Here is a 24,939-nt window from a genome sequence, read left to right on the forward strand (position 1 = left end):
GCTTAGTATTTCCAGTCAAAAGAATTGATGTTTTCGGCAATTTTCTTACCCTCATCTAATCCAACTATGTTGTCTTGAGGTGTATGAATGCCGCCTAGAATTCTAGAATATCCACACTCTTCGGCTAGTTCCCAGATAGTATCAAAATTGCGAGTTTTGAATTCCACTTTTCTAATACTATCCCAAGGTCTTCCTGTGTGGAAATCATCTGAGATTTTATTTTCGTTGCCGAAAACATCAATTAAAGCAGTAGCAGTAGCAGCTATTTGAGACGAATGCCCTGATGTAAAAGCTGGGAAAGGTGGCTCTGGCCAAAACTGAACAAACCTGCCATCTATATTTCTTGAAATAAAGTTTTTAGGTCTTTCTGCATGGTAAAAGTATTTGCATTTCCATACGTTAATAAAAGCATCTGCAGTAGACATTCCTACTTTAGCAAAAGCAGAAGTGGCCTCAAAAAGGTTATTTTGCTTTTCTTTTATCAAACCAGCTGTTAAATAATAAGAGTGACCTGGAGGGCTTGAAGAAACGGCAGGGTCATCTCCCCACCATAATGCTATTTCCTTTTCTTCCTGTGTAAGCGAAATGTTTTTTTCGTAAACCAGCATCATATCTTTGTAGTACTGGCTGTCTTTATCATTGTCTGATTCCATGAAGACAGGTATCTCCATTTCTGAATTTGCTGGGGCAAAAGTTCTGTTTTCTCCCCAGTATGGGTGCATAGGGGCGGCAATGCTTGATTGACCAGCAACTGGTGGTGACCAATACGTTCTACCTGTTGGGTAATCATAATCAAAATCAAAGGTTTTTAAAAAGCCTTCGTGCCCTTTATCTAGTTTAGACCATTCAAAGATTTGACGAGCCACTAGTTTTCCGTAAAGGTCAGAAGCATTGACAGTGGCCTGAGTTACAGAATCTTTTAACTTTTCTGCAATTATTAGGTCATAAAGTGAATCAATTTTTGCACTGATTTGGGTAGGTGCATGGGGATATAAAGCATGAATGATTTCTTTTTGACCCGCATTTAGAGCTATTTCCCAGTTCATTTCTTGGCCTTCTTCTGGGTCTGGTGTAGACCCTAAACCACTTAAGTCTGAGGTAATAGACTTGAAAACAATACTACCTTTTACGGTAGACTCATACATGGTCAATCCAAAGTAACCAAGACATCTAGAAGCATAAGTAGGGGAGTTGTCAGGCGACCCTTTAACCACCGCAAGTGTTACTTCAGACCACCTTAATGCCGTTTCGGGGGAAATAGAAAGTTCTACGGGTTCTGGCTCTGGCTCAGGAATAATTTCTTCTTGGGTTTTCTCTTTACAAGCATGAAAACTTGCAAATAATAAAATGCCAAGGAGGTAGGTTAAATTCTTTTTCATTTTAATCTTCGATACTAAAATCGATGTATGGAGAAAGTTCTCTTATTAATTCAGGATTTAAAACTCTAATGGGTTTTAAGTCTTCTATCGTTTCAAAATTACCATGTTGCTTTCTATAGGCAATAATCGCTTTTTTCTGATAGGTTTTTAAAAGAGAGATTTTCCAGTCAATAGCTTCGATTTTGTTAATTTTTACTTTTTTATGGGGCTCATTAAGAAAAGCAAATTTGACTAATTCTTTATAAGTGCTGTCCGATAATCCATAGGTGTTTTTTACTTGTTCTAATTTATAAAAGCCACCTAAGCCATCACGGTATTTAATAATTCTTTTGGCAAAAACTTCGCCAATCCCTCTGATTTGGGTTAAATCTTCAATGGAAGCCAAATTTACATCAAATGGAGCTATGACGGGGGCTTTAAATGCAATTTTTACACTCGTGGTGTCCTCATAAATTCTTTCAAAGTTATTGTAATCCCTATCATCTTCTTGCGATGGTAAGTCTATGTAGGGTTCTATTCGCTTGTATACATTTTCGCTAAGACCATATACTTTGAGTAATTCTTCTTTAGTCTTATACACTTTTCCTTTGTTTCTGAAATTTATGAGGTTTTTGGCCGCATATTTTGGTATCCCATTTTTTAGCAATGTTTCTTCTGTTGCCGTATTTGGATTGAAAATGGAGTAGTTGAAGTTTTTAGATGAGGGAATCTTGGATTTAAACCTATCCCGTTCCTTTGATTTAAGTTCGCTTAAAGGCTTATCGAGATTGTTATATTCGGAAAGCACAATTTTAATCTCATTGTTGCTAAAATAATGATTAAAGAAGATGACACCGGAAGTGAGTAGTATTCCAGCACAAGTTCCCCAAAGGATTCTTAACGATTCGTGTTTGTTAACCTCAAAATAGTCTTTGAGAAATTGAATTACTTTTGTCATGTAGATGAGTTAGTAGGTTACTCATCAGAAATTTACGAATAATTCGGGCTTTTTAAAAAGCTTGCTTTATCTTTTTTCCAGTTTAGACATAAAGTATACCATGATTGAAAGTGCTATAAATCCTAAAAGAACAAGGGAACTAAATTTAAAGCAAATATTTCCGCCAGAAGCAGTAGAAATACACTTTTCTGGAGGGTATCCCTTTTCAAACATAGATTGAAATGCTAGCCAAAAAAATAAAAGTGACACCCCAAAAAGGAGTGCCATTTTTGATAATATTTTAGTCAGAGAATTCATTCTTTGAAAAATACTCGTTTAACGCGGTGACCAATTTTTGTTAGTATTTCATAAGGTATGGTTTGAAGAGTTTCGGCAATGCTGAAAATAGGCTGATTTGCTCCGAAAATCTCTACGGTATCATCTTCTGCCGCTATGGCGTTTGTAATGTCTATCATGGTCATGTCCATGCATACATTGCCTATAGTTGGGCATAAGGTGCCATTAACCCATACCTTGCCTTTTCCGTTAGAAAGATGTCTGTCAAAACCATCTGCATAACCTATGGCTATGGTTGCCACTTTTATGTCAGACTTGGCTATCCCAATTCTACCGTAACCAATAGTTTCTCCCTTTTTAACAGTTTTTATTTGAGAGATAGTTGTTTTTAAAGTCCCTACGGTCTGTAAGTCTTCTTGCGATTGATGATTGGCTTCAATGCCGTAAAGACCAATTCCTAACCTAACCATATCAAAAGCTGCATTAGGATATCTAATGATTCCTGCAGAATTAAGAATGTGGCGGAGTGGCTGGTAGCCTAACTTTTCAATTATTGCATCAGAAAGTTCTTTAAACGTATTTATCTGCTCTTTTGAAAACGAGTCGTGAGCTTTATTATCTGCTCCAGCTAAGTGACTAAATATAGACGCCACTTCTAACTTACTGTTCGCTTCTAATAACTTTATTAACTCCTTAATGTCATCTGATTTGAAACCAAGTCTATTCATCCCGGTGTCCAGTTTTAAATGCACTTTAATCTTGACGTCACTTACATGGGCTGCATCTATAAATGCAGAAAATTCTCTTACATTTTTAAGACTATAAAGCTCTGGTTCTAAATCGTATTCTAAAACCTTCGAAAAACTTTCTGGCTGCGTATTTAATATTAGAATTGGCGATTCTATACCATTTTGACGCAGCTCTACCGCCTCGTCTGTATAGGCTACTGCCAAATAGTCAACCCGGTGATACTGTAGCAAACTAGCTATTTCAGTGCTGCCACTGCCGTATGCCGAGGCTTTTACCATCGCCATTATTTTGGTTTCGGGTTTAACCTTACTCTTATAATAATTTAAGTTATGAGTAATAGCGTCCAAATTGATTTCAAAAACAGTTCCATGAGCCTTGCTGACCAACTTTTTGACTATTTTTTCAAAAGAGAAATTTCGAGCTCCTTTGATAAGAATCAATTCGTTTTCAAATGATTTGAGCGGATGCTTCTCTAAAAACTCATTGACCGATAGGTAACAATCAATGTTTCGGATAAAAGCTGCATTTTTTGAAATGTCAGGACCAATACCTATTACTTTTTCAACACCAGCACCAAGGAGTAAATCGTTTATTTGTTGATATAAGGCACGCTCGTTTAAGCCAGATTGAAGTACATCACTAAGTATGACAGTTTTCTGTCTGTTTATGTGATGTTGGTTCATAAAGTTTAAAGCCATGGCTAGTCCGCCAAAATCGTTATTATAACTGTCGTCAATCAAATAACAGTTTCTAATACCTTCTTTCAGCTCTAATCGCATTGCTACGGGTTTTAAACCGTCAATGCCAGCCTGAATGATAGAAAGGCATTCTTTGTCGGAATGATTTTCTTTTAAAAGTGTAAAGGCTGTGAAAAAGCAGTGAATTACGTTTTCTATAGATGCATCATCAATAAATGGTATTCTAAGAGCATAATCTCCACCGTTCCAATAGATAGATAATAAGCTGAAGTCTTTCTTTTTTATTACTTCTATTTGCGTAGTTCCTTTCTGGTTTTTAGACCAAGCTATCAGTTCTATTTTAGGATTGACAGCAGATAAGAAAATTCTTATTTCTTCGTGAAGCTCTAAATAATCTTGGCAGTAAACCAATACTTTGCTATGCCTGAAAAGCCTAAGCTTTTCGGTTATCTTCTGTTTTTTACTTCTAAAGCCTTCATTATGGGCAGAGCCAATATTGGTAAAAATCCCATAATCTGGCTGTAAAATGTCTTGTAATTTTTGCATCTCAGCAGGTTGCGAAATACCTGCTTCAAAAATTCCTAAATTATGATTTTCATTTATTTGCCAAGCCGAAAGTGGAACGCCAATTTGTGAATTATAGCTCCTAGGACTCTTTACTAAAGAGAAACTTCCCTGAAGAATTACAGAAAGCCATTCTTTTACTATGGTTTTTCCATTACTTCCAGTAATGCCTACTACGGGTAAATCAAAGGATTCACGATGCTTTTTTACTAAAGATTGTAAGGCTTGAATGGTGTTTTCGACGGGCCAAAAAGTAGCCTTTTTTTCTAAATCACTATGTTTTTCAAGCCACTCTTTTTGTACCACAAACTCTCCAACACCTTCTTTGATAAGTTGTTCTATAAATAAATGTCCGTTGTGCCTGTCGCCCTCAATAGCTATGAAAAGGGTTTCTGAAGGTTGAGATAAGAATCTGCTATCGGTAAGAAGTATTTTATTTTTAGGCTTAAGCACTGCTAAAATTTATTGTGATGTAAAATGCAAAGTTACATTTAATCATACGAAAGAGAGGTATTCAAAATCAGAATTTCTCTATTAAACGGCTGTTTAAAACCTAGGGTATTTGGTAACTTGCAACCAAATAAGTGAAGAAGAATGATAGAGACGCATGCTCATATTTATGATGAGCAATTTAAGGAAGACAAAGATGCAATGCTGGCGAGGGCTAGAGCTGTGGGAATTAAAGAGATTTGGATGCCGAACTGCAATAGCGAAACTATAGGGGGGATGCTTAGCTTAGAGGAGGAAAATCCTGATTTCTGTAGGCCTATGATGGGTTTGCATCCTTGTTATGTTAAAGCCGACTATCAGGAAGAACTTGATTTAGTGGCCTCTTGGCTAGAGAAGAGAAGCTTCAAAATGATTGGCGAGATTGGTCTTGATTTTTATTGGGATCTAACATTTGTCAAAGAGCAGGAAGATGCTTTTTTAGCTCAATTAGCTTTAGCAAAGAAATATAACATTCCAATTTGTATACATTCTAGAAACTCGAAGAAAAATGAGCATAACGCTATCATTAGATGCTGCGAGCTTATAGAGGAATTTGGCTGGAAGGATTTACGAGGTATATTTCATTGTTTCTCTGGAAACCTAGAAGAAGCCAAACGGGTAATTAGTCTTAATTTTTTATTAGGTATTGGCGGTGTGGCTACTTTTAAAAATGGAGGTTTAGATAAGGTTTTGCCTTACCTTTCTTTGGAAAACATAGTTTTAGAAACGGATTCTCCCTATTTAGCTCCAGTGCCTCATAGGGGAAAACGAAACGAAGTGAGTTACATAGATTTAGTGGCAGACAGGGTGGCTTTTCTTATGACAATAGAAAAGGAAGAGGTTATAAGCAAAACAAGTGAAAACGCAGTTAAATTGATATCATAAGCCTTATGGGTAAAGTTTGGATAGTATTATTAGTTTTTATTTCGAGTTCATCTTTCGCTCAAAACTTAGCACCTGAGATTGCCAATTATGACATTACTGTCAGTTTAGATACTAAGACTAAAACCCTTTTTGGTGGGCAAGTTTTAACATGGACTAATACAAGTCCGGTTCCTGTCAATGAGCTTCAATTTCATCTCTATTTAAATGCTTTTAGGGATAAGAAATCTACTTTGATGAAAGAGTCTGGCGGTAGACTAAGAAACAACACTTTCAAAAAATCGGGTTATGGTAATATTTATATTACTGATTTTAAATCTGACCGTGGAGAGCAACTGCTAGGTGGTATAAAATATATTCAGCCAGATGATTTTAATAAAGATGACCGTACGGTAATTTCTGTCCCTTTAAAGAAGGAATTGAAAGCGGGAGAGACTATTGTTTTAACTATTGGCTTTAAAGCTAAATTACCCAAAGTATTTGCGAGAACAGGTTATGGAGCCAACGATTATTATTTAGTAGGGCAGTGGTTTCCTAAAATTGGTGTTTTTGAACAAAACGCTGTGGGTAAATGGGCTTGGAACTGCCATCAGTTTCATGCTAACTCTGAGTTTTATGCAGATTTTGGCAAATACAAAGTTAATATTACGCTGCCCGAGTCTTTAAAAGTGGGAGCTACTGGCAAGCAAGTACTAAGTACTCGACTTAAAAATGGTTTAAAAACTGTGGTTTTTGAAGCAGATGATGTGCATGATTTTGCTTGGACGGCTTCCCCTACATTTAAGGTTTTTGAGAAAAAATGGAAGCACGTGACTATGAAAGCCATGATGCAGCCCGAGCATGCTGGACAGGCTAAAAGGTATTTTGATGCTGCAGAAAAGTCTATGGCTTATTTTGAAAAAACACTGGGGATATATCCATATAGCACGCTCACCATGGTAGACCCTCCTGTAGAGAGTAGCGGCTCAGGGGGAATGGAATATCCTACTTTTATTACTTGTGGCTCTTATTGGGGTGTAGGGCAGTGGTTAAAAATGGCAGAGATGGTTACGGTGCATGAGCTAGGGCATCAGTATTTCCAAGGTATTTTGGCGAGTAATGAGTTTGAACAGTCTTTTTTAGATGAAGGCTTTAACCAGTATATGGAGGGGAGAATAATGGATGAAAGCTATGGTTCCGGAGCACAGTTTGACCTTTTTGGTTTTAAAATTGGCGATACGGAATCTTCTAGGTACTCATACGTTACTATGGAATATCCAGAAATGGCAAGTATAAATAAACCTTCATGGAAATACCCAAAAGGTGTTTACGGTGAGTTAACCTATACCAAAACTGCTACTATCTTAATGTCTTTTGAAAATTTAGTAGGTCGTGAAAAAATGGATTTGGTATTGAAAAGCTATTATGAAAAGTGGCGATTTAAACACCCTAAATTGAGCGATTTTGTGTTAGAGGTGAATGAGGTCTTGGGTGAAGATTATAACTGGTATTTTAACCAAGCTTTTGAAAAGTCATATTCATGCGATTACTCCGTAGATACCCTGAGCAATGAAGAGAATGAATCATATTTCATTTTAAAAAGAAAGGGCAAATTTAAATTCCCCGTAGAAGTTTTAGTAGGCTTTGAAGATGGTAGTGAGGAAGCTTTTGTTTGGGAGAGTGAAAAGTATAGCGAGCAGTTCGATTATACTAAATCGTTGAAGTTTGTCAAAATTGACCCGCAAAAGAAAAATCTAATGGATTTGAATTTGATTAATAATCAATATGCTGTAGAGCCCTCAGATACATTTTTGGCGAAGTATAATACAAAGGCTTTATTTTGGCTACAGCACTTTGTTTCCGCCTTCTTATTCTGGATAGGATAAAAGCAATTATCTGGTGATAATCACTTTTGCCCTTTCACAAATTCCACCAATAGGAGGATTGTATTTTGAAACGCCTACGGTCACTTTTTTGACAGAGCTGTAGGTATCCTTTATTTTCTCTATAATATCATGGGCTACGTGCTCTAAAAGTCTGTGCTTGGTCTGCATGACAGATAGCACAAGTTGATAAAGTTCTTCGTAATTGATAGTGTCTTTTAGCTTGTCAGATTCGGCAGCATTGCTTAAATCAGCCTCAATACTAAGGTCAATCGAATATTTGTTGCCAATCTTCTGCTCCTCATCATAATAACCATGATAAGCGAAAAACTCCATTCCTTCTAAGGAAATTAAATCCATAATTTGTGTTTTTACTTATCCTAAACTATCGAAGAATGAGCCACTACCTTCTTCCGAAGTCTTATCGGCAACCATGTCATTGATAGTTTTTACTTTAGGAGCTGTTTCTGCAATACTCGTTCCTTCTTTCTCAACCATCGCTTTTTTAAGAGCGGCTTTTACTTTGTTTACTCTATCAAGCATTTCTTCAGTAGCTTGTTCTGGCGTAGGAGTAGCTTCGAAATCTGGTTTTGGCTCAGCAGCCTTTGGTGCTTCTTTTTTACCACCAATTAATTCTTCTTTCAGAGCTTCTAATTCGTCCCATTTGCCTGAGTCGGCTAACATAGCTTGCTCAGCCCATGTAGAAGGGTCATGCATGGCAAAGTTAGAGCCAGCGTAACCTAAAATCTCCTTTACTTGATAACCTGGTTTAGTGGCTAAGTCTCTATAAGATTTAATATCGTTGGCGTTTAATACCTCAGCTATTTTTGGCCCAATACCTTCAATTACGGTTAAATCATCCTCTTTTTGAGGGATTTCTTCTTCTTCAGCCTCTGCTGACTCCGGAGTAGGGTCATTTTTCTCTAAAACAAGATTGTTTGCAGAGGAAGCAAAACCTTGAACATCTTCAGGCTCTTCAGTTTGAAGTTCTTCTTTATAAATTTCTTGAGGAGTTTCAACTTCCGGAGTGTTTTCTTCAATCACTTCCGGAAGTTTAGCTTCAATTTTAGGAGAAGCTACTGGCGGAGCAATAGCAATACCTTCAATTTTTTGTGAAGTAAGCGAGCTAATTGCTTGTAGTTGATTTACAACCTCTTGTTTATATGATTCTAGAGCTGCTATTTCTGTTTTTAGACTAGATTCTTGATTTATCAAAGCCTGTTGGCTTTCACTAACAGCAGTTTTTGCATTTGAAAGAATACTCTCTGATTGACTATTGGCAGACGATAATATAGTTTCAGATTCACTTTTGGCTTTAACCAAAATCATTTCCGCCTCTTTTTTCGCGTTTTCAACAATGTTTGATGACGAAAGTTGAGCTTCTTCAAGTTTTCTTTCCGCCTCTATTCTTGCGTGCTCTGTGATTTTATTGCTTGTAGTTTCAGCACTTTGAAGTGTTTTAATAAGAGACATTTCTACCTCTCTAAGTTTAGCCGCTTCCTTCTCCGCAATTTCCAACTGCATTCTAAGCATTTTGGATTCATTGCTCGTTCTTTCCCACTCAGAGGCTAAATTATTTAAAAATATATCTACTTCTTCAATGTTATATCCTCTAAAGGATTTTTCAAATTCGTGTTGTTTTATCTCTAAAGCAGTTATTTTCATTCTTCTTTTTTTAATCAGGAAACGTAAAACGCAAAATTACAGCACTTTTACCAAAAAGGGAATTTATTGCCCTTTTTTAAATAAAACGACTATTTAAGGCTCATATTGAGTGGCTTTCCATAAAGATAAGCTTCTATCATCACTTGCCGAAACGAATTTTTCATCTGATAACCAGTGCAGTCGGTTTACCGATGTACCATGTCCTGCATGTCTGGCTTGATCTATCACTTTTAAGAGCTTATAGGTTTGAGCATCCCATAGCTTTATTGACTTGTCCATACTGCAGGTAGCTATCAATGTTCCAGAAGGATTTACCGCAATATGATTGATGGTAAACATGTGAGCCACCATTTGCTCTTCTAGTTTATAGTTATCATTTATATTCCAAACTTTCAAATGAGCATCTCGAGAACCACTTAAAAGCGTTTGATAATCGGCACTATACTTCACCGCAAAAACAGAATTCCTGTGAGCGTTTATTTGTTTTTTGAGTTCTAGTGTTTGTAAATCAAAAATTCGGATGGTATTGTCTGAAAAGCCTGCGGCCAATTCCCTTTCAACGGGATTAATTGATAAGGATCGGACACTTTTTGCAGATGATTTAATATGTTTCTTAAAAGCCATGAGCTCACTATCAATCACAGTAATGACACCATCGCCACCAGCTACAAACACCAAGTTCTTATACGTTTTGATGTCAAACACTGCGGCTTTGTTTAAGGCCAATGTCGCTATCTCTTTTCTGGTAGCTAGGTCAATTAAATGTAAACCTTCAAAGTTCTGAGCGGCCCAAACTCTATTTTGTGATTTTTCAAAATGCACAGCATAGATTGAGTTTTTCATTTGAGCAAGTGGCTTGCCCAAATCAGAGTTCCGGGTATCCCATTCCACTAAGAGTCCATCTCCAGATGCAGAAATAAATTTATTTTCATCGGAGTGGCCAGTGACGTTATAAACGCAATCCCTATGACCTGTGTAAGATTCTAATTTCTCGGCTTCATATTTCATATAGACTTCTAAAAAGGAGATATTTGATTTTCAAAGATAGATTATGCCAGTACGGTTTCAAAAGGAATGTGCAAGTGGAGCTCATATATTAGTATGGGAGTCAATAGAGGAGGAAATTCAGTTAATGTCTGAGTTGCCTTCAAGTATTTTGACAGATGCTGAGCTCGAGAAAATTATTACACCGAGAAAAAAACTGGAAATGCTTACCAGTAGAGTTGCTATTCGGCATTTAGCCAAATACCTAAATATTTCTTTTGACGGTGTCAAAAAAGACGAACACGGCAAGCCTTATTTGGTTAATACCAAATGGGAAATGTCAATTACACACTCCAAGAATTTTATTGGTGTAATTATGCATCCACATTTACCGGTAGGTATCGACATTGAAAAACCACAAACTAAAATGTGGCGGATATTGCCAAGGTTATATTCCGAAACTGAAATTAAAGCCGTAGGCAATAATCTGGAAACATTGTCTGTGTATTGGTCAGCCAAAGAAGCCTTATATAAACTTTACGGAAAACGAGGCGTTGATTTTGTCAAAAACCTCAGATTACACGAAAGTACAGAAGGGCTTATGGGCGAAATTATTATGCCGAACTATCACAAAAGACACCATATTCTTCAAGAAAAAATTGAAGACTATATCTTAGTCTGGACTGTTTAAACCGCAGTTAATAAGTCAGAGAAAGAGATTCCAAAGTGAGATTCGGTATAGATACTTTTACCATCTTTAATCAGTAGTACTTGTGGTGATTCATGCTCCACAGAAAAGGTTTCCGCTACTGCAGCAGATAAACTTCTGTTTTGTAACAAATCCAAGTAGTAAGCTTTTATATTTTTAGCTTCATCCTCGTTCCAGTTTCTTTCTAATCTAGACATAGAAGTGCCGCTTATAGGGCAGGTAGTACTATGTTTGAATATTAAAACGGGTCTTTCTTGAGATTCCTCTTTAATAGTTTGAAGTTGTTGTTCTTGATTTAATGGAGTCCAGTTCATCTTATTTTTTGCTGATGTTTTACTTGAGCCTAACGTCAATTTGGATATCAAAAGTTTCAAAAAACTCATATCAAAAAACTATATTATCAATTAGCCTTACATTGTCAAGATATGCAGCAATACAGATAGCAGTTTTTCCGCTTTCGTTTTGCTTTTCAATAGGCTCTAAGTGCTCAAAATCAGAAATCTCAAAATACTCTAATTGAAATTCAGGCATTTGACTAAAATGACTTGTAATCTCGGCAATAACACTTTTACTATCCTTACCGTTTAATAGTAAAGATTTGGCTCTAGTTAATGTCTTTGAAATAACGGGTGCAATGCCTCTTGCGTCAGGAGAAAGTCTTCTGTTTCTTGAAGACATAGCTAAACCGTCTTTTTCACGAACAATGGGACAGGGGATAAGCTCTAAGTCAAAGCTTAGGTCTTTCACCATTCTATTCAAAACGGCTACTTGTTGTAAATCTTTCAGTCCAAAGTAGGCTTTATCAGGATTGACAATATGGAAAAGCTTAGAAACTACAATGCCTACACCATTAAAATGTCCTGTTCTAAATTTACCTTCCATGACATGTTCTAAGTTTCCAAAATCCAGGGTAAGATTAGGGAGGCTCGGATACATCTCATCTGCATTTGGAGCAAAAACTATGTCACAACCAGCTGGCTCTAGAAGCTGACTGTCAGCTTCTAATGTTCTGGGGTACATTTTTAGGTCTTCTGGATTTCCAAACTGCGTTGGATTGACAAAAATGCTACAAACCACCACATCATTTTCTTCCCTAGCTCTTGATATTAAAGAAGTATGACCTTCGTGTAATGCCCCCATAGTAGGAACAAAACCTATGCTTTTACCAAGCTTTCTTTGAGACTTTAGAAATGACTTTGTCTCTGAAATAGTGTTTAGAACCTGCATTGAACTCTTTATTCTACCGTTACTGATTTAGCCAAGTTTCTTGGCTGGTCTACGTTTCTTCCTCTTAACACTGCTATATAATATGACAAAAGTTGCAGTGGAATAGACGTTAACAATGGTGAAACCATTTCATGACTTTCAGGGATTTCAATGGCAAAATCAACCATTGCTTTCAAAGTTTCATCACCTTCGTTAATTACTGCTATCACACGACCTTTTCTAGCTTTTACTTCCTGAATATTAGAAACCACTTTTTCATAAGAACTATCTTTAGTTGCTATGAAAACCACAGGCATATCTTCATCAATAAGGGCAATAGGGCCATGTTTCATTTCTGCAGCTGGATATCCCTCAGCATGGATGTATGAAATTTCTTTAAGCTTTAAAGCTCCTTCTAAGGCTACAGGGAAGTTGATTCCTCTACCCAAGAAAATGAAGTTAGAAGCAAAAGTGAAGAGCTTAGCAATGTCTTTTATCTCATCTACCTTAGTTAGTATATCTTCTATCTTTTTAGGTATGGCAGCTAATTCAGAAAGTAGTCTTCTGTAAACGTCATCGTTAATGGTTCCTTTTTGTTTGGCAGTAGCTATTGCAATCATAGCTAAAACGGTTACTTGAGCAGTAAATGCCTTGGTACTAGCTACACCTATTTCTGGGCCAGCATGGGTGTACACTCCTGCCTCGGTTAACCTAGAGATAGAAGAACCAACCACATTGCAAATACCTAAGATAGTGGCACCACGTTGTTTGGCTAGTTCTAAAGCTGCCATGGTATCTGCGGTTTCTCCTGATTGCGAAATGGCTATAACAAAATCTCCTTCTTTAATAATTGGGTTTCTGTAGCGGAATTCAGAAGCGTATTCTACTTCTACATTAATTCTAGCTAGTTCTTCAAACAAATACTCACCTACCAGGCCAGCATGCCATGAAGTACCACAAGCTATAAAAATAATTCTTTTAGCTTTTGAAAGCTTTTCTAAGTGATTTATCAAACCACCAAGTTGGATATGAGAAGTACCTACATTTAGTCGTCCTCTCATGCAGTCGCCAATTGATTTAGGCTGCTCATAAATCTCTTTAAGCATGAAATGCTCAAAACCACCTTTTTCAATGGATTCTAACTCCATTTCTACGGTTTGTATAAAAGCACCTGTTTCTACATTTTCAAGATTTTTGACAACTAGCTCTCCATTAGAAACTACGGCTATTTCAAGGTCATCTAAATAAACCACCTCTTTGGTATATTCAATAATTGGCGTAGCATCAGAGGCGAAAAAGAATTCATCTTTTCCAATTCCTATAACTAAAGGGCTACCTTTTCTGGCGGCAATCAGTTGATTTGGATGGTCCTTGTCAATAATGACAATGGCATAAGCACCTTCAACCTTAAGAAGGGCTAATCTGACAGCTTCTTCGGTAGAACAGCCTTTATGTTTTTTAATATCTTCAATGAAGTTTATTAAAACTTCGGTATCTGTCTCACTCTCAAAAGTGTAACCTTTATTGATAAGAGACTGTTTTATTGAAGCATAATTCTCAATGATACCATTATGAATGATTGCTAAGTTTTGCCCTTGAGAATAATGAGGGTGAGCATTTATGTCATTTGGCTCGCCATGTGTGGCCCACCTTGTATGTCCAATACCTATTGTTGCATGAAGCGGCTTGTCTTTAAGTTCGGCTTCTAGGTCAGCTACTTTCCCTTTCTTTTTATAAACTTTAAGACCGTTTCCGTTAAGAAGAGAAATTCCAGAGCTGTCATATCCTCTATATTCTAGTCTTTTAAGTCCTTTGATAATTAAAGGGGCTGCTTCTCTATGCCCTACATAAGCTACTATTCCGCACATAAGTTTTTATGAATTTTATATTTAGGTCAAAAATAAAGAATCCTTAACGTTTTACTGATAAGGATTCTTAAGAATATCATTTTAGAACTAAATCTTTATTTCTCTGAGTAATAAAGGTTTAATTTGAAATCTTTTAAAACAATTCTATTAAGTCCAGCATTAAAAACTGCACCAGAACTCGCAGTTCCAGCAGGTACACCTGCAACTAAAATTATACCATTATCTTGCTTATTTTGACCAGTTATTCCTTGCAAGTATGGTGTAATGTCTGCTACAAATAAATTAGTAGAGTCTACATAAGTGCTAAGAATGCCTGAAGTAGGACTTGTAGCATAATTTACAAAACCATACGTATTGTTACTTCTAGTGACTTTTTGGCTGTTATCCAAGGTCAAGAAGGTTATGTATGGTGCTAAAGGTGTTTCGCTATTAAAAGTAAGAGAATCTGCTTTGAAAAAAAGTTCAGCTCTGCCAATCTGAGGCCTAGTTAATGCATTTAAGCTTGGGAAGGTAAGCTTGGTGGCTATTCCTGTTCCAGCCTGAACATAAGTTTTGTTATTAGTTAAAGAGCTACTTAAACTAGATGCTTTCTGAGTTAAGAGATTTAAATCAGTGGTGGTTCTATCACTAGTAACTTGGTTATAACGTGTGGTGGTGAAATCAAAAATATTACCCTCCGCGGTAGTACTACTAGGGGTGTGATAAAACAGATTCATAGTAGAGAAGCCGCCGGCAGAAGCAGAGCCTAAATTAAATGTGGCTATGGTTTCTGTACCAGATAGAGCAGATATTCTAAATCCTCTAAAAGCTTTAGAGAAAGCTTCATTCGTTGCAGATTCATCTTTATTTGCCAAAGCCATTAACTCTTGTCCAACAGCGTCTGGAAGCTTTAAGTTAATGTAAAGGATCGAGGAATCGGCAGGATTGTAATGGTCTTCACGACTAATTGTTTTAGTCGCTAGTGGTGTTGCATCATAAGCTTGTACGTCATCATAGTTATAATTTCTACCAGATATTAAAGGCTCTTTAAGCCTGTGTATCTGAATGGTCATATTTGCTAAACTATCTCCAAAGAAAAGTAGACTCCTGTTTATAAGGCTAATTGATAATGAATCAAAAATTGCATCAGCAGGAGTTGTTAGCGGAGAATCACCTGTTGCAAATGAGTTAGCCAATAACGCAGGTTGTAGGTAAGCCACCGAAGTGATTTTTCCGAAGATAGGATCGTTAAAAGAACCTACTAAAGCAGCACCTTGACCACTAGTAATAGCCGAGTCCATGAGGTATGTGCTCGTTTCTACACTTAACGTATCGCTAAAAAAAGTTTGTTCCAAGCCTTCTTCTCCAGTAAAGCCAATTTCACCTGGTTCTTCACAGGATAAAAAGAAAGCGGAAACCAGTACAAGTACTGAATTCCGCATTAGATCTATTTTATTAAGCATAAAACTATTCTGCCAAATCTGTATAAAGTTGGAAAAATGTTTCTGCAATGTTCTCATCTTCAATTTGAGCATCAATTTTCTTTTCAGCAATTTCGTTAACTATATTACTGATATCCGCACTAAGGTTTTCATTAGCCTTAACTACCACATCAGCGTATTCACAACCAATTTTTATAAAGCCAGCAAAATCTCTTGATCTTAAATTAGCTAAGTTTTCGTCAGAAATATCTAACATTTTAGCCTTAGGGATCATGTCTTCTGTAAACTTATGTTCGAATACATTATTGTAAACGGTGAAAACCGACTTCGTATTTTTAAATATTGGGTCGTTTTTATAAGTTGTTTTTAAATAAAGAGGAACAAGAGCTGTCATCCAGTCTGTACAGTGTACAATATCAGGAGCCCATCCTAGTTTTTTGACCGTTTCTAAAGCACCTTTACAGAAGAAAATGGCACGTTCGTCATTGTCATCATAAAAAGCTCCTTGCTTGTCAGTAAAAACAGTTTTTCTTTGGAAATAGTCTTCGTTATCTAAAAAATAAACCTGTAATTTGGCTGACGGGATAGAAGCAACTTTAATAATTAAAGGTTTTTCTTCGTCGCCTACAGTAATATTGATTCCAGAAAGTCTAACAACTTCATGAAGTCTGTTTTTACGCTCATTGATAGTTCCGAAACGTGGCATCAGTATTCTGATTTCCATGCCTCTTTCCTGCATTTCTTGAGGTAGTTTTTTAGTAAGAGTAGCAATTTTTGATAATTCTAAAAAAGGATCGATCTCGCTCGTAAGATAGAGAATTCGGATTTTGCTCATAAAGACAATATTTCGTTAAATATGCGGAAGGTGCTTCCAAATTAGGGTGCAAAGATACTAAAAAAAAAACTAAACTTTCCCAAACAATTCGCTTTTGCTTTTTTCAAAGACTAATTAAACCTTTGAAAATTAGTCAGAATAGGGCTTTAAATAGGCTAATGAGATAGTGTCTTTTGATTCTTCTACAAATTGAAAATTCAAAGACTCTAGGGCCGCTTTTGTTTGATTTTTAATGCTTTGGTTTCCTGCAATAATATCTTTGAAGTAATTTGAAGCATTTTTGCCAATAAATTTTTTAGAAATGTTTTGATAATCCCTGTAAGAGTATCCTTTGAAGGGTTTTCCATAGTTTATCCAAAGTTCTCGCATGAGGTCATCCAGTCCGTTTTTATTGTCTGAGTTTTGTTGAATAAGGTGATGCAATATTAATGCAGCTATGGCTCCTTTATGATAAACAGATACTTTTCTGTCTGGAACTCCTTTCTCATATCCATCAAGCCATAAATCAAAAGACGAGTTTAGTAAAGATTGAGATGCTTTATTTGAAGCTTCAAAATGCCTTTTTAGTGTTGTCTCAAGTTCTTTTTGATATTGTTCTTTGTTGAAAACGCCACTTCTATACAGAATCCAGTCGCCATAAAAAGTGGTTAAGCCTTCGGCTACAAAACATGTTTCAAAATAGTTTTCTTTACTGTAATCGTATGGCAGCAGTTCTTTTGGTCTGATTTTTTTGACGTTCCAAGTGTGAAACAATTCGTGCGAAGCAAGGCCTAAAATGTCTACGTAAATTTCATCAAAGTTTTGAGCATCGGGGCCAAGTGTCATCATGGTAGAGTTATGATGTTCAACACCGTGATAATAAGGTTTGCTCATCATCCAAAGCATGAAGTGATATTCTTTTACAGGGAATTCGCCAAAAACGTCAATTTGTTCAGAAGTGAATTTTTCAAAATCCAAGAGTACTTTGTCCCATGGAATTTCAATCTTTCCTTTGACCCATATATGAAATTTATAGCCTTGGCACATATAGGTTTTGTGCTGAATAGCCGAGGAAATCATGATAGGGGAGTCTACTAAGTCATGAAAGCTGTTGCAGGTAAAGGTGCTTGTGTTGCCTTTCTTTTGAAAACTCATGCCAGTGGCTATGTCGGTATTGGCGGCAAAATCAATATTTAACTCACATGGCTCATTCTGCTGATTTTCTAGATACATGCAGAAGTTGATAGGATTGAGGTAAAGAAAATTTGGTTCTACATAGCTCCCTCCCGCGTTTTGAATGTCGGCATAGAACTGATAGTGTATAATTATTTCAGAATGGCCTTCAGTTTTTACTTGCCAAATGTCTTTTTTGACTTTTTTGATAGATAAGTCTTCGCCATTTAATGCTTTGCATGAAACATTTCGGATGTTTTTTGCAAAGTTTTGTATTTCGTATCGACCCGGTCTCCAAGCGGGTAAGTTTACCTTTAAGAGCTTTTGGCTTATGTTTGAAAAGGTAGCTTCTATGTGAAGATACTTGGTGTCAGGTTCTTTGTATGAAATTTTGTAATTCATTCTTGCGTTTGCTTTTGAAATAAAGAATTAAATTTTTACTTTTGCAGTCCCAAATTTAAGATAAGGACAAAATTAATTGAATTAGAATGAAACGTACATTCCAGCCGTCAAATAGAAAGCGTAAAAATAAACATGGTTTTCGCGAGCGTTCTGCCACAGTAGGTGGAAGAAAGGTTATTAAGGCTCGTCGTACCAGAGGAAGATGGAAATTGACCGTTTCTGACGAAAAGACGCATAAGTAATTTTTATAGCATTTACGGACTTTGTGAGGCCACCATTCTGGGTGGCTTTTCTTGTTTGTGCTCATCGTGGCCTTTTTATAACTATCTTTAAGTGCTAATTTAACTTTAATTACTTTGAATAGGTCTTTCAGAAAAACAGAGCGACTTTGTCACGTAAAGGTGATTGAAGGTTTATTCGATAGGAAGAATAAGCAAAACAAGAGTTTTAGCTCGTTTCCTATTTTGATGATTTATAGCTTAAATGAGTTAAACCACTCTAAAGTCCTTTTTTCTGTACCGAAAAGAAAATTTAAGCATGCGGTAGATAGAAATCTTTTAAAAAGAAGGTTAAAGGAGGCTTATCGCTTAAATAAAAACCTTATTCCAGAAAATCAGAATTATAATATTGCCTTCCTTTATATTGCAAAGGAAATTCATGATTATGGGCAATTAGAAAAGGCTATGGTCAAACTTTTGACTAGTTTTAAAGATTGATTTCTTTGATTATAAAAGACTGGATTGGATTTTGCGTTGTATAACTAAATTACTGTCAACTCTTATTAATGAAAAAGACCTTTAGATTTCTGACAATTGGGCTTATTGCTTCTACACTGGCTTTGGTTGGTTTTAAGTACGAAGACCGCTATTTCGAAATCGCTAAAAATCTAGACATCTTTGCTACGCTGTTTAAAGAGTTAAATGCTCTCTATGTGGATGAAATAAATCCTAATAAGGCTATGCGTACCAGCATTACTTCAATGCTGAAGGAGCTAGACCCTTATACAAACTTCTACCCAGAAGATGATATAGAAGACTACAGAACTATGGCTACTGGGAAATATAATGGTATAGGTGCCACGGTGAGTAATGTTTATGGTGAGCATACTGTAGTGATGATATATGAAGGTTCACCTGCAGATAAAGCTGGGATAAAAATAGGAGACGTTTTTAGTAAAATAAACGGCGTTAGCCTAGCTGGAAGAGACAGTGAACAGCTTGGTAGACTATTAAAAGGCCAAACGGATACTGAGGTAGACTTAACTATAAAGAGATTTGGTCAGAAGAAACCGCTCGATTTAAGTGTGAAAAGAGCCGTGGTGAAAACGCCAAATGTACCTCACTATGGATTAATAAATGATGAGGTTGGATATATTCAGCTGAACGATTTTAGTGCTACGGCGGCTGCGGAAATAAAAACAGCCTTTGAAGAAATGAAAGGGCAAGGCATGAAAAGCTTGGTTTTGGATTTAAGAGGCAACCCTGGTGGGCTTTTAAATATGGCTATCGATATCTGTAATTTCTTTATTCCAAAAGGTAAACTGGTGGTGGAAACTAAAGGGAAAGTAGGGCAATGGAATAAAAAGTACTCTGCTAGATTTAATCCACTGGATTTAGAAATGCCTATTGCGGTATTGATAAGTAGTGGAAGTGCATCTGCATCTGAAATTGTGAGTGGAACACTGCAAGATTATGATAGAGGTGTGGTAATAGGGCAGAAGTCTTTTGGAAAAGGTTTAGTGCAAACTACTAGACCTTTAAGTTTTAATACGCAACTTAAAGTTACTACAGCTAAATATTATATCCCTTCGGGAAGGTGTATTCAGGCTATTGATTATAGTCATAGAAATGAGGATGGAAGTGTAGGTAAAGTGCCTGACTCTTTGAAGTCTACTTTTTATACTAAAAATGGAAGACCTGTTTATGATGGCGGGGGAGTTGACCCTGATATTAAGCTGGAACCGAAAGAGCTTTCAGAATTAACAAGGCAACTAATTCGCGAAGGTTTCATTTTTGATTTTGCTACGCAATATTATTTCAGTAATCAAACGAACATTCCAGGCGATAACTTTACGCCTTCAGATGATTTGTATGCTGCGTTTAAGGAGTATGTAAAGACCTCAGGCTTTAAGTATGTGAATGATGCAGAAGAAGCTCTAGCTGATTTGGAAGCATTGGCTAATGAAGAGGAGGGCTATGCTGATTTTAAATCTACTTTAAGTCCTTTGAGAGCCTTATTGAATAAAAAGAAGAATTTGGATTTGGTGACTTATCAAAATGAAATTAGGGATGAACTAGCCTTAGAAATCCTAAGTAGATATCATTATGATAATGCCATGAAGTTTGTTTCTTTTGAAAAGGACCAAGAGGTTCAAGAGGCATTAAAATTATTTAAAGATATGCCTCGCTATAAATCTATTCTTGCTGGAAAATAATGGCTTTAATTCTAAGTGTTGAAACGTCTGTAAATGGGTGTTCTGCGGCTATTCATGAAAATGGAGTGGTACGCTCAAATTTTGAACTATTCGAAGAACGTTCTTCGGCAGAAATGCTGACCGTCTTGATAGAGCAAGCTTTAGAGGTTTTAAAGAAGGGTTTTTCTGATTTAGATGCAGTGGCTGTATCTAAAGGGCCGGGTTCATATACAGGCTTAAGAATAGGGGTGAGTACGGTCAAAGGGATTTGTTTCGCTACTGATTTACCTTTGGTTTCTATTAACTCATTAGACATTATGGCAAATCAGATTAAACCTACGTTTGAGGGTTTAGTATGTCCTATGTTAGATGCTAGGCGAATGGAGGTTTACTGTAAGGTAATAGATTCAACTGGTGCAGAGAAAATGGCAACTACTGCTGTGGTGGTGAATGAAACTTCGTTTGGTGAATTTTTAAAAGATGGCAAAGTGCTTTTTTGTGGCGAAGGAGCTGAAAAGATTAAGAATGTAATTACGCATGAAAATGCTCTTTTTTTAGGGACTGAAGTAAGGCCAAAAGCTTCTGATATGGGCAAAGCGGCTTTCGCTAAATTTGAGAAGGGATATTTTGAAAACGTTTCAGATTTTGAACCTTTTTATCTTAAAGAGTTTGTGGGCACTACACCCTCTAAAAACAAAAAAGTCACGGCCTAAGACCGTGACTTAAAATTAACTTGTTTTTGACTTTTAATCTTCGTCTGAAGACTCAATAACAAGTTCTGGTTTTTTATGACTTACGTCGTTCTGTTTTTGTTTTACTTTTTTTACCTGACGTGTTAGTACGTCAAGTGCAATGTCTGTTGCTTCTTCAAAGGAATCACCTTGCTCTTTCACAAAAATCGTCTTTCCTGGCACGTGTAAACTAACTTCTACTAGTTTTTTCTGGACAGCTGATTTTTCACCTTTTTCTAGTTTAAGGTAAACGTCTGCTCCAGTTATTCGGTCATGAAATTGATCTAACTTATTCAGTTTGCGTTGGATGAAATCTACTAACGAATTGTCAGCGGTAAAACGAACTGCATTTACTTTCAGCTTCATATTTCTCTTGGATTTTAATGTTATGAATATGACCAATTATTAGATAAATGCTGCTTTTTTAAAGCCCCTTATCTATAGAATGAATGTAGGTATATTTGACAATAAAATCAATCAGAAGTCCTATAATCTTTAAAACTTTTTTTGATGTTGGCATCAGACGCTTTTTTCTTCGATTCCCAACTTGCATCCAGTTCTAAGGCTACCAGCCCTTTAAGGTTCATGGCTGTCATGAAACCGTCTATGGATTTATTGAAACCGTTTTCTCTTCGAGATGACTTTAAAGCAAAATCTCGGGCAAAGATGTCTCCTTTGGTTTGAATTTCGTTTTTCTTCTCAATCACATAGTTTAGTCGGTCTATCAAGTCTTTCATTGATTTACCTATAACCTCTGTGGCTTCTAGTGTACCAATGGTCAAAACAGTGGTACCACCTACAGTAGAGATAGTGGTTTGAAGGTTTTGTTTATTTTTGGCAAAAATGCTCGATAAGCCAGTAGTAGCACCTAAAGATGCATTGATTACAGACCTGTTTTTCTTTCCTTTTTTAGCTTTGTTATAAGACTTTTTGAGTTCTTCTTCTTTCTCTTTAAGCTGCTCTAGTAATTCCCAAGCACGTGTTAACGTTCCCTTATATAGGTTGAAGTTTTTCTGGTCAGTTTCTTCTTCGTTGATAGCATTATCTACCCTAAAAACTATTCTTTTTACTTCTCTTTTTTGCGTTTTATCAATCACGAAAAAGTCGATATAAAAGTTGACCGAGTCAGCTGGGTCTTTAACGAAATTATAATCTGGAGTCCAGAAAAACTCGTATTGGTTTTGGGTGTTTTTGACCAAGCTCTGCTTTTTTACTTCTGGGTTATTTGCCAAGAAATCAAAGGTGTCAATATCTTCATCGCCGTTAGGGTCAGATAGGTAAAAACCAATATTAATAGTCTCGTTTTCTTTCAATACAATTCTATCCACCTTTGGTAAAACCGTAATAGCAGGAGGGAGGTCTAGCTTGGTTGGCATAAGTTTAATTCGCCCTTCAGACCTTTTTTTGCTAGGCTGATCCTCTACGGAGAAGCTTATGAATCTAGGTCCTTCTTGCAAGTCTTTAAACTGCGTGTAGGATGGAGACCAAGTAACTTCTCCACGAGAGTTAATGTTCATTCCTTCTGGTAAATCCTCTATAGAAGGTATGAAAACTAGTGGGTCACCATCTTCATCATAAACCAAAGAGCCATCTACTTGATACTTATTTTGGGTATTATATTGAATATAAAATGGAGTCAACTCATTTACTTGAGGAGCCCTATTGGTATGTTTAACATAAATGTCTAGCGTGCGAGATACAAAATCACCAGAGTCAGACTTGGCCTCTACCAAAATTTGGAATATTTTCTCTTTCTCTATGCGGTCTACCATATTGTAGTCTGGAGCCCACTGAAAAAGACCAGCAGAGTCTAAAGACATACCAATTTGCTTTCCTTGACTAATATTGAAAGTAAAGCCGCGGTCATCTGTATTACCAGATATACCAAGCTTGAATTCCCCATTTAAACCTTCTTGGAATTTACTCCAATGGTCGCCATAAGGAGTTAGTATTTTGTAATTTGTTTGGGCTGAAGCCAAAGAAATACTAAATAGGAATAGAAAGATTGTTGAAATTGCTAATCGCATTATTGGGCTATTTCTTTTTTAGGAAAAACTACGCATGGGAAACCGAAAAGGCACCTTGATTTAATCATTTCAGCTACTTCGTGAGGGACGTTTTCTTCCCATCCAATTTCGCCTTGTTTGATTAATTCTAGCATGTTGTCGGTTTGTACGTCTAGATTTTTTGGGTTGTAATGATAAATGTCTTCAATCTTGTGATTGGCAATCAAATACCTGTAAAGGTCAATGAGCTCCATTCTTGGATTGAATTTCATACAGTTAAGTATGTCGTCGTCTCTTCGGGTTGGGTAAACATAAAGTTTAACTTTTCTGCCAAAGAGGGTTGCAAAAGATTCAAGAATACCTCCCGGAAGACTCTTATAGTGTTCGCCTTCAAAAATGTATTCTAAGTTAGGGTATCCTATGATTAAACCAATTTTATGCTGTGTTACCTTAGAGAGGTATGAAACCAATTTATAGTACTCGTGATAATTGGTAATCATCACAGTTTGACCTAAAGAACACAGAATATCTACCCTGTCTAAAAAATCTTTTTCATCAATAATGTCACCATCTTGATCTTCTTGGAGCGACTGTAAGGTAAGCTCATTTACCACCAGTACATTCTCTTTATCTACGTCTGGTTCTCTTAAATATTGTTTAACACCGTTATCAAGCATGTCAAGATGTACATTAATAACAGGCCTAAATCTACCCCTTAACACTACTATATGCTTTTTATAAAGTGTGTCTGAAGGTTGAAGATTTTTTCCATCAGGTCCGAATAAAGCAACATCGGAAAAACCATACTTAACTAAATGTAGACTCATAAGCCTACTATCAACATCTTTAAACTCTGGCCCGTCAAACCTAATCATGTCAATTTGGATACGCTCAGAATCCAGATTATCCATTAAGGAAACTAAAAGAACCTCAGGGTTTTCATAATAATAAAAACACCCATAAATAAGATTAACGCCAATAATGCCTAAAGCTTGCTGCTGAAGTAGGTTATCATTATCATGCATAGAGATATGAATAATAACATCATTATACTTTCCACATGGTTCGGTTTGGAACCTACAGCCTATCCAGCCATGAGCATTATTGTTTTTATGGTAATTAAGAGCAACTACCGTATTGGAAAAAGAAAAGAAATGAGTGCTCTCACCTCTTTTTTTACTCAGCCTTTCGTCTAGAAGGTTATACTCGTGATCAAGCATACTTAATAAACGCTCCTGGCTTACGTATCTCTTTGACTTTACCTCTCCATAAATGGCATCAGAAAATGTCATGTCATAGGCCGACATGGTTTTCGCGATGGTTCCACTAGCTCCACCTGATTTAAAAAACTGGGCAGCTACTTCCTGACCTGCACCAATCTCCGCAAATGACCCATAAATCCTTTTATCAAGGTTTAATTTTAAGGCCTTTTGCTTGGTGGCCAAGTTTTTTTCATGCGTGATTGCCATATTTTATTAAAACAAAATGGTTTAGAAAGAGGTTTCTTTGACATATTCCGTTTAGGAATTTTGTCCAATTACAAACTTACAAAAATTTGCACTTTTTAAAGTCATTTAACTCGAAATCGCCTTTTTTATTGTGCTCAGATACTTACTGAAAGTGATTACTTCTAGATATGTTCTAAGTTTAGGAGTTATTCCAGTTTATTTTTTAATTATCTTTGACAGGCTCTAAAATAAGAACGCGATT

General features: G+C 36.4%; 22 protein-coding genes. 7 read left to right on the forward strand and 15 right to left on the reverse strand.

What is annotated here, in order from left to right; all coding sequences use genetic code 11:
• Positions 1–2: 2 nt before the first annotated feature.
• The 3 genes from AC0L6O_RS06800 to AC0L6O_RS06810 all read right to left on the reverse strand — a co-directional run bounded on the left by AC0L6O_RS06800 (position 3) and on the right by AC0L6O_RS06810 (position 5,057).
• The gene (locus AC0L6O_RS06800) at positions 3–1,379 is read right to left on the reverse strand and encodes a vanadium-dependent haloperoxidase (protein WP_473307300.1); all 1,377 of its coding nucleotides are present in this window, start codon (positions 1,377–1,379) and stop codon (positions 3–5) included.
• A gap of 1 nt (position 1,380) precedes the next feature.
• Positions 1,381–2,316 (reverse strand): helix-hairpin-helix domain-containing protein, encoded by a 936-nt coding sequence (locus tag AC0L6O_RS06805; protein ID WP_473307301.1) that lies wholly within the window; start codon positions 2,314–2,316, stop codon positions 1,381–1,383.
• Between the two features lie 293 nt (positions 2,317–2,609).
• The gene (locus AC0L6O_RS06810; RefSeq protein ID WP_473307303.1) at positions 2,610–5,057 is read right to left on the reverse strand and encodes a bifunctional UDP-N-acetylmuramoyl-tripeptide:D-alanyl-D-alanine ligase/alanine racemase; all 2,448 of its coding nucleotides are present in this window, start codon (positions 5,055–5,057) and stop codon (positions 2,610–2,612) included.
• A 141-nt stretch (positions 5,058–5,198) separates the two neighbouring features.
• Between AC0L6O_RS06810 and AC0L6O_RS06815 the strand changes: the two genes are divergently transcribed.
• Both AC0L6O_RS06815 and AC0L6O_RS06820 read left to right on the forward strand, forming a co-directional pair.
• Positions 5,199–5,978, forward strand: coding sequence for a TatD family hydrolase (locus tag AC0L6O_RS06815; RefSeq protein WP_473307304.1), 780 nt, complete (start codon positions 5,199–5,201; stop codon positions 5,976–5,978).
• Between the two features lie 5 nt (positions 5,979–5,983).
• The gene (locus AC0L6O_RS06820) at positions 5,984–7,840 is read left to right on the forward strand and encodes a M1 family metallopeptidase (RefSeq protein ID WP_473307306.1); all 1,857 of its coding nucleotides are present in this window, start codon (positions 5,984–5,986) and stop codon (positions 7,838–7,840) included.
• A 6-nt stretch (positions 7,841–7,846) separates the two neighbouring features.
• Here the strand turns inward: AC0L6O_RS06820 and folB are convergent, their stop codons facing one another.
• The 3 genes from folB to AC0L6O_RS06835 all read right to left on the reverse strand — a co-directional run bounded on the left by folB (position 7,847) and on the right by AC0L6O_RS06835 (position 10,510).
• Positions 7,847–8,197, reverse strand: a complete 351-nt coding sequence (gene folB / locus AC0L6O_RS06825; protein ID WP_473307308.1) for a dihydroneopterin aldolase — start codon at positions 8,195–8,197, stop codon at positions 7,847–7,849.
• Between the two features lie 15 nt (positions 8,198–8,212).
• Positions 8,213–9,502: a DivIVA domain-containing protein gene (locus AC0L6O_RS06830; RefSeq protein WP_473307309.1), complete on the reverse strand. Its 1,290-nt coding sequence runs from the start codon at positions 9,500–9,502 to the stop codon at positions 8,213–8,215.
• Between the two features lie 93 nt (positions 9,503–9,595).
• Positions 9,596–10,510, reverse strand: a complete 915-nt coding sequence (locus AC0L6O_RS06835; protein WP_473307310.1) for a WD40 repeat domain-containing protein — start codon at positions 10,508–10,510, stop codon at positions 9,596–9,598.
• A gap of 43 nt (positions 10,511–10,553) precedes the next feature.
• Here AC0L6O_RS06835 and AC0L6O_RS06840 point away from each other — a divergent pair, with 43 nt between their 5' ends.
• Positions 10,554–11,177 carry a 4'-phosphopantetheinyl transferase family protein gene (locus AC0L6O_RS06840; RefSeq protein ID WP_473307312.1) on the forward strand — a complete coding sequence of 208 codons (624 nt, stop codon included), beginning with the start codon at positions 10,554–10,556 and terminating at the stop codon, positions 11,175–11,177.
• Here the strand turns inward: AC0L6O_RS06840 and ytxJ are convergent.
• The 6 genes from ytxJ to AC0L6O_RS06870 all read right to left on the reverse strand — a co-directional run bounded on the left by ytxJ (position 11,174) and on the right by AC0L6O_RS06870 (position 18,079).
• Positions 11,174–11,509: a bacillithiol system redox-active protein YtxJ gene (gene ytxJ / locus AC0L6O_RS06845; RefSeq protein ID WP_473307314.1), complete on the reverse strand. Its 336-nt coding sequence runs from the start codon at positions 11,507–11,509 to the stop codon at positions 11,174–11,176. The genes AC0L6O_RS06840 and ytxJ overlap by 4 nt on opposite strands.
• 70 nt (positions 11,510–11,579) lie before the next feature.
• Positions 11,580–12,422, reverse strand: coding sequence for a pantoate--beta-alanine ligase (gene panC / locus AC0L6O_RS06850; protein WP_473307316.1), 843 nt, complete (start codon positions 12,420–12,422; stop codon positions 11,580–11,582).
• A gap of 8 nt (positions 12,423–12,430) precedes the next feature.
• The gene (gene glmS, locus AC0L6O_RS06855; protein WP_473307318.1) at positions 12,431–14,269 is read right to left on the reverse strand and encodes a glutamine--fructose-6-phosphate transaminase (isomerizing); all 1,839 of its coding nucleotides are present in this window, start codon (positions 14,267–14,269) and stop codon (positions 12,431–12,433) included.
• Positions 14,270–14,364: 95 nt separating this feature from the next.
• Positions 14,365–15,690, reverse strand: coding sequence for a DUF4270 family protein (locus tag AC0L6O_RS06860; protein WP_473307319.1), 1,326 nt, complete (start codon positions 15,688–15,690; stop codon positions 14,365–14,367).
• Between the two features lie 25 nt (positions 15,691–15,715).
• A complete protein-coding gene (locus tag AC0L6O_RS06865; protein ID WP_473307321.1) occupies positions 15,716–16,525 on the reverse strand; it encodes a glycogen/starch synthase in 810 nt (269 codons plus the stop codon).
• A 129-nt stretch (positions 16,526–16,654) separates the two neighbouring features.
• Complete coding sequence (locus AC0L6O_RS06870) at positions 16,655–18,079, reverse strand: M61 family metallopeptidase (RefSeq protein ID WP_473307323.1); 1,425 nt, start codon at positions 18,077–18,079, stop codon at positions 16,655–16,657.
• Positions 18,080–18,165: 86 nt separating this feature from the next.
• On the opposite strand from AC0L6O_RS06870, the gene rpmH reads away from it, so the two are divergent.
• The 4 genes from rpmH (at position 18,166) to tsaB (ending at position 21,205) form a co-directional block, all read left to right on the forward strand.
• Positions 18,166–18,321, forward strand: a complete 156-nt coding sequence (gene rpmH, locus AC0L6O_RS06875; RefSeq protein ID WP_341227090.1) for a 50S ribosomal protein L34 — start codon at positions 18,166–18,168, stop codon at positions 18,319–18,321.
• A 114-nt stretch (positions 18,322–18,435) separates the two neighbouring features.
• Positions 18,436–18,795 (forward strand): ribonuclease P protein component, encoded by a 360-nt coding sequence (rnpA, locus tag AC0L6O_RS06880; RefSeq protein WP_473307325.1) that lies wholly within the window; start codon positions 18,436–18,438, stop codon positions 18,793–18,795.
• Positions 18,796–18,863: 68 nt separating this feature from the next.
• Positions 18,864–20,513: a S41 family peptidase gene (locus AC0L6O_RS06885; RefSeq protein WP_473307326.1), complete on the forward strand. Its 1,650-nt coding sequence runs from the start codon at positions 18,864–18,866 to the stop codon at positions 20,511–20,513.
• Complete coding sequence (tsaB, locus tag AC0L6O_RS06890) at positions 20,513–21,205, forward strand: tRNA (adenosine(37)-N6)-threonylcarbamoyltransferase complex dimerization subunit type 1 TsaB (RefSeq protein ID WP_473307328.1); 693 nt, start codon at positions 20,513–20,515, stop codon at positions 21,203–21,205. The genes AC0L6O_RS06885 and tsaB overlap by 1 nt, the downstream gene beginning before the upstream one ends.
• A gap of 33 nt (positions 21,206–21,238) precedes the next feature.
• Here tsaB and hpf read toward each other — a convergent pair whose 3' ends face one another.
• From hpf to AC0L6O_RS06905, 3 genes are all read right to left on the reverse strand, one after another.
• Positions 21,239–21,589 carry a ribosome hibernation-promoting factor, HPF/YfiA family gene (gene hpf / locus AC0L6O_RS06895; RefSeq protein ID WP_341227094.1) on the reverse strand — a complete coding sequence of 117 codons (351 nt, stop codon included), beginning with the start codon at positions 21,587–21,589 and terminating at the stop codon, positions 21,239–21,241.
• Between the two features lie 107 nt (positions 21,590–21,696).
• The gene (locus tag AC0L6O_RS06900) at positions 21,697–23,250 is read right to left on the reverse strand and encodes a hypothetical protein (RefSeq protein WP_473307330.1); all 1,554 of its coding nucleotides are present in this window, start codon (positions 23,248–23,250) and stop codon (positions 21,697–21,699) included.
• A complete protein-coding gene (locus AC0L6O_RS06905; protein ID WP_473307332.1) occupies positions 23,250–24,698 on the reverse strand; it encodes a TonB-dependent receptor in 1,449 nt (482 codons plus the stop codon). The genes AC0L6O_RS06900 and AC0L6O_RS06905 overlap by 1 nt, the downstream gene beginning before the upstream one ends.
• Between the last annotated feature and the right edge of the window lie 241 nt (positions 24,699–24,939).

It is taken from the genome of Arcticibacterium sp. GJ41-1 (genome assembly GCF_055808875.1).

What these genes read in the sequence shown, in the direction of transcription:
- ytxJ (WP_473307314.1), bottom strand. Translation starts at nt 11,509, where the DNA reads ATGAACTGGACTCCATTAAATCAAGAACAACAACTTCAAACTATTAAA.
- AC0L6O_RS06870 (WP_473307323.1), bottom strand. Translation starts at nt 18,079, where the DNA reads ATGAATTACAAAATTTCATACAAAGAACCTGACACCAAGTATCTTCAC.
- hpf (WP_341227094.1), bottom strand. Translation starts at nt 21,589, where the DNA reads ATGAAGCTGAAAGTAAATGCAGTTCGTTTTACCGCTGACAATTCGTTA.
- AC0L6O_RS06865 (WP_473307321.1), bottom strand. Translation starts at nt 16,525, where the DNA reads ATGAGCAAAATCCGAATTCTCTATCTTACGAGCGAGATCGATCCTTTT.
- panC (WP_473307316.1), bottom strand. Translation starts at nt 12,422, where the DNA reads ATGCAGGTTCTAAACACTATTTCAGAGACAAAGTCATTTCTAAAGTCT.
- AC0L6O_RS06885 (WP_473307326.1), top strand. Translation starts at nt 18,864, where the DNA reads ATGAAAAAGACCTTTAGATTTCTGACAATTGGGCTTATTGCTTCTACA.
- AC0L6O_RS06830 (WP_473307309.1), bottom strand. Translation starts at nt 9,502, where the DNA reads ATGAAAATAACTGCTTTAGAGATAAAACAACACGAATTTGAAAAATCC.
- AC0L6O_RS06815 (WP_473307304.1), top strand. Translation starts at nt 5,199, where the DNA reads ATGATAGAGACGCATGCTCATATTTATGATGAGCAATTTAAGGAAGAC.
- tsaB (WP_473307328.1), top strand. Translation starts at nt 20,513, where the DNA reads ATGGCTTTAATTCTAAGTGTTGAAACGTCTGTAAATGGGTGTTCTGCG.
- AC0L6O_RS06835 (WP_473307310.1), bottom strand. Translation starts at nt 10,510, where the DNA reads ATGAAATATGAAGCCGAGAAATTAGAATCTTACACAGGTCATAGGGAT.
- AC0L6O_RS06840 (WP_473307312.1), top strand. Translation starts at nt 10,554, where the DNA reads ATGCCAGTACGGTTTCAAAAGGAATGTGCAAGTGGAGCTCATATATTA.
- AC0L6O_RS06905 (WP_473307332.1), bottom strand. Translation starts at nt 24,698, where the DNA reads ATGGCAATCACGCATGAAAAAAACTTGGCCACCAAGCAAAAGGCCTTA.
- AC0L6O_RS06860 (WP_473307319.1), bottom strand. Translation starts at nt 15,690, where the DNA reads ATGCGGAATTCAGTACTTGTACTGGTTTCCGCTTTCTTTTTATCCTGT.
- AC0L6O_RS06800 (WP_473307300.1), bottom strand. Translation starts at nt 1,379, where the DNA reads ATGAAAAAGAATTTAACCTACCTCCTTGGCATTTTATTATTTGCAAGT.
- AC0L6O_RS06820 (WP_473307306.1), top strand. Translation starts at nt 5,984, where the DNA reads ATGGGTAAAGTTTGGATAGTATTATTAGTTTTTATTTCGAGTTCATCT.
- AC0L6O_RS06900 (WP_473307330.1), bottom strand. Translation starts at nt 23,250, where the DNA reads ATGCGATTAGCAATTTCAACAATCTTTCTATTCCTATTTAGTATTTCT.
- folB (WP_473307308.1), bottom strand. Translation starts at nt 8,197, where the DNA reads ATGGATTTAATTTCCTTAGAAGGAATGGAGTTTTTCGCTTATCATGGT.
- AC0L6O_RS06805 (WP_473307301.1), bottom strand. Translation starts at nt 2,316, where the DNA reads ATGACAAAAGTAATTCAATTTCTCAAAGACTATTTTGAGGTTAACAAA.
- rpmH (WP_341227090.1), top strand. Translation starts at nt 18,166, where the DNA reads ATGAAACGTACATTCCAGCCGTCAAATAGAAAGCGTAAAAATAAACAT.
- glmS (WP_473307318.1), bottom strand. Translation starts at nt 14,269, where the DNA reads ATGTGCGGAATAGTAGCTTATGTAGGGCATAGAGAAGCAGCCCCTTTA.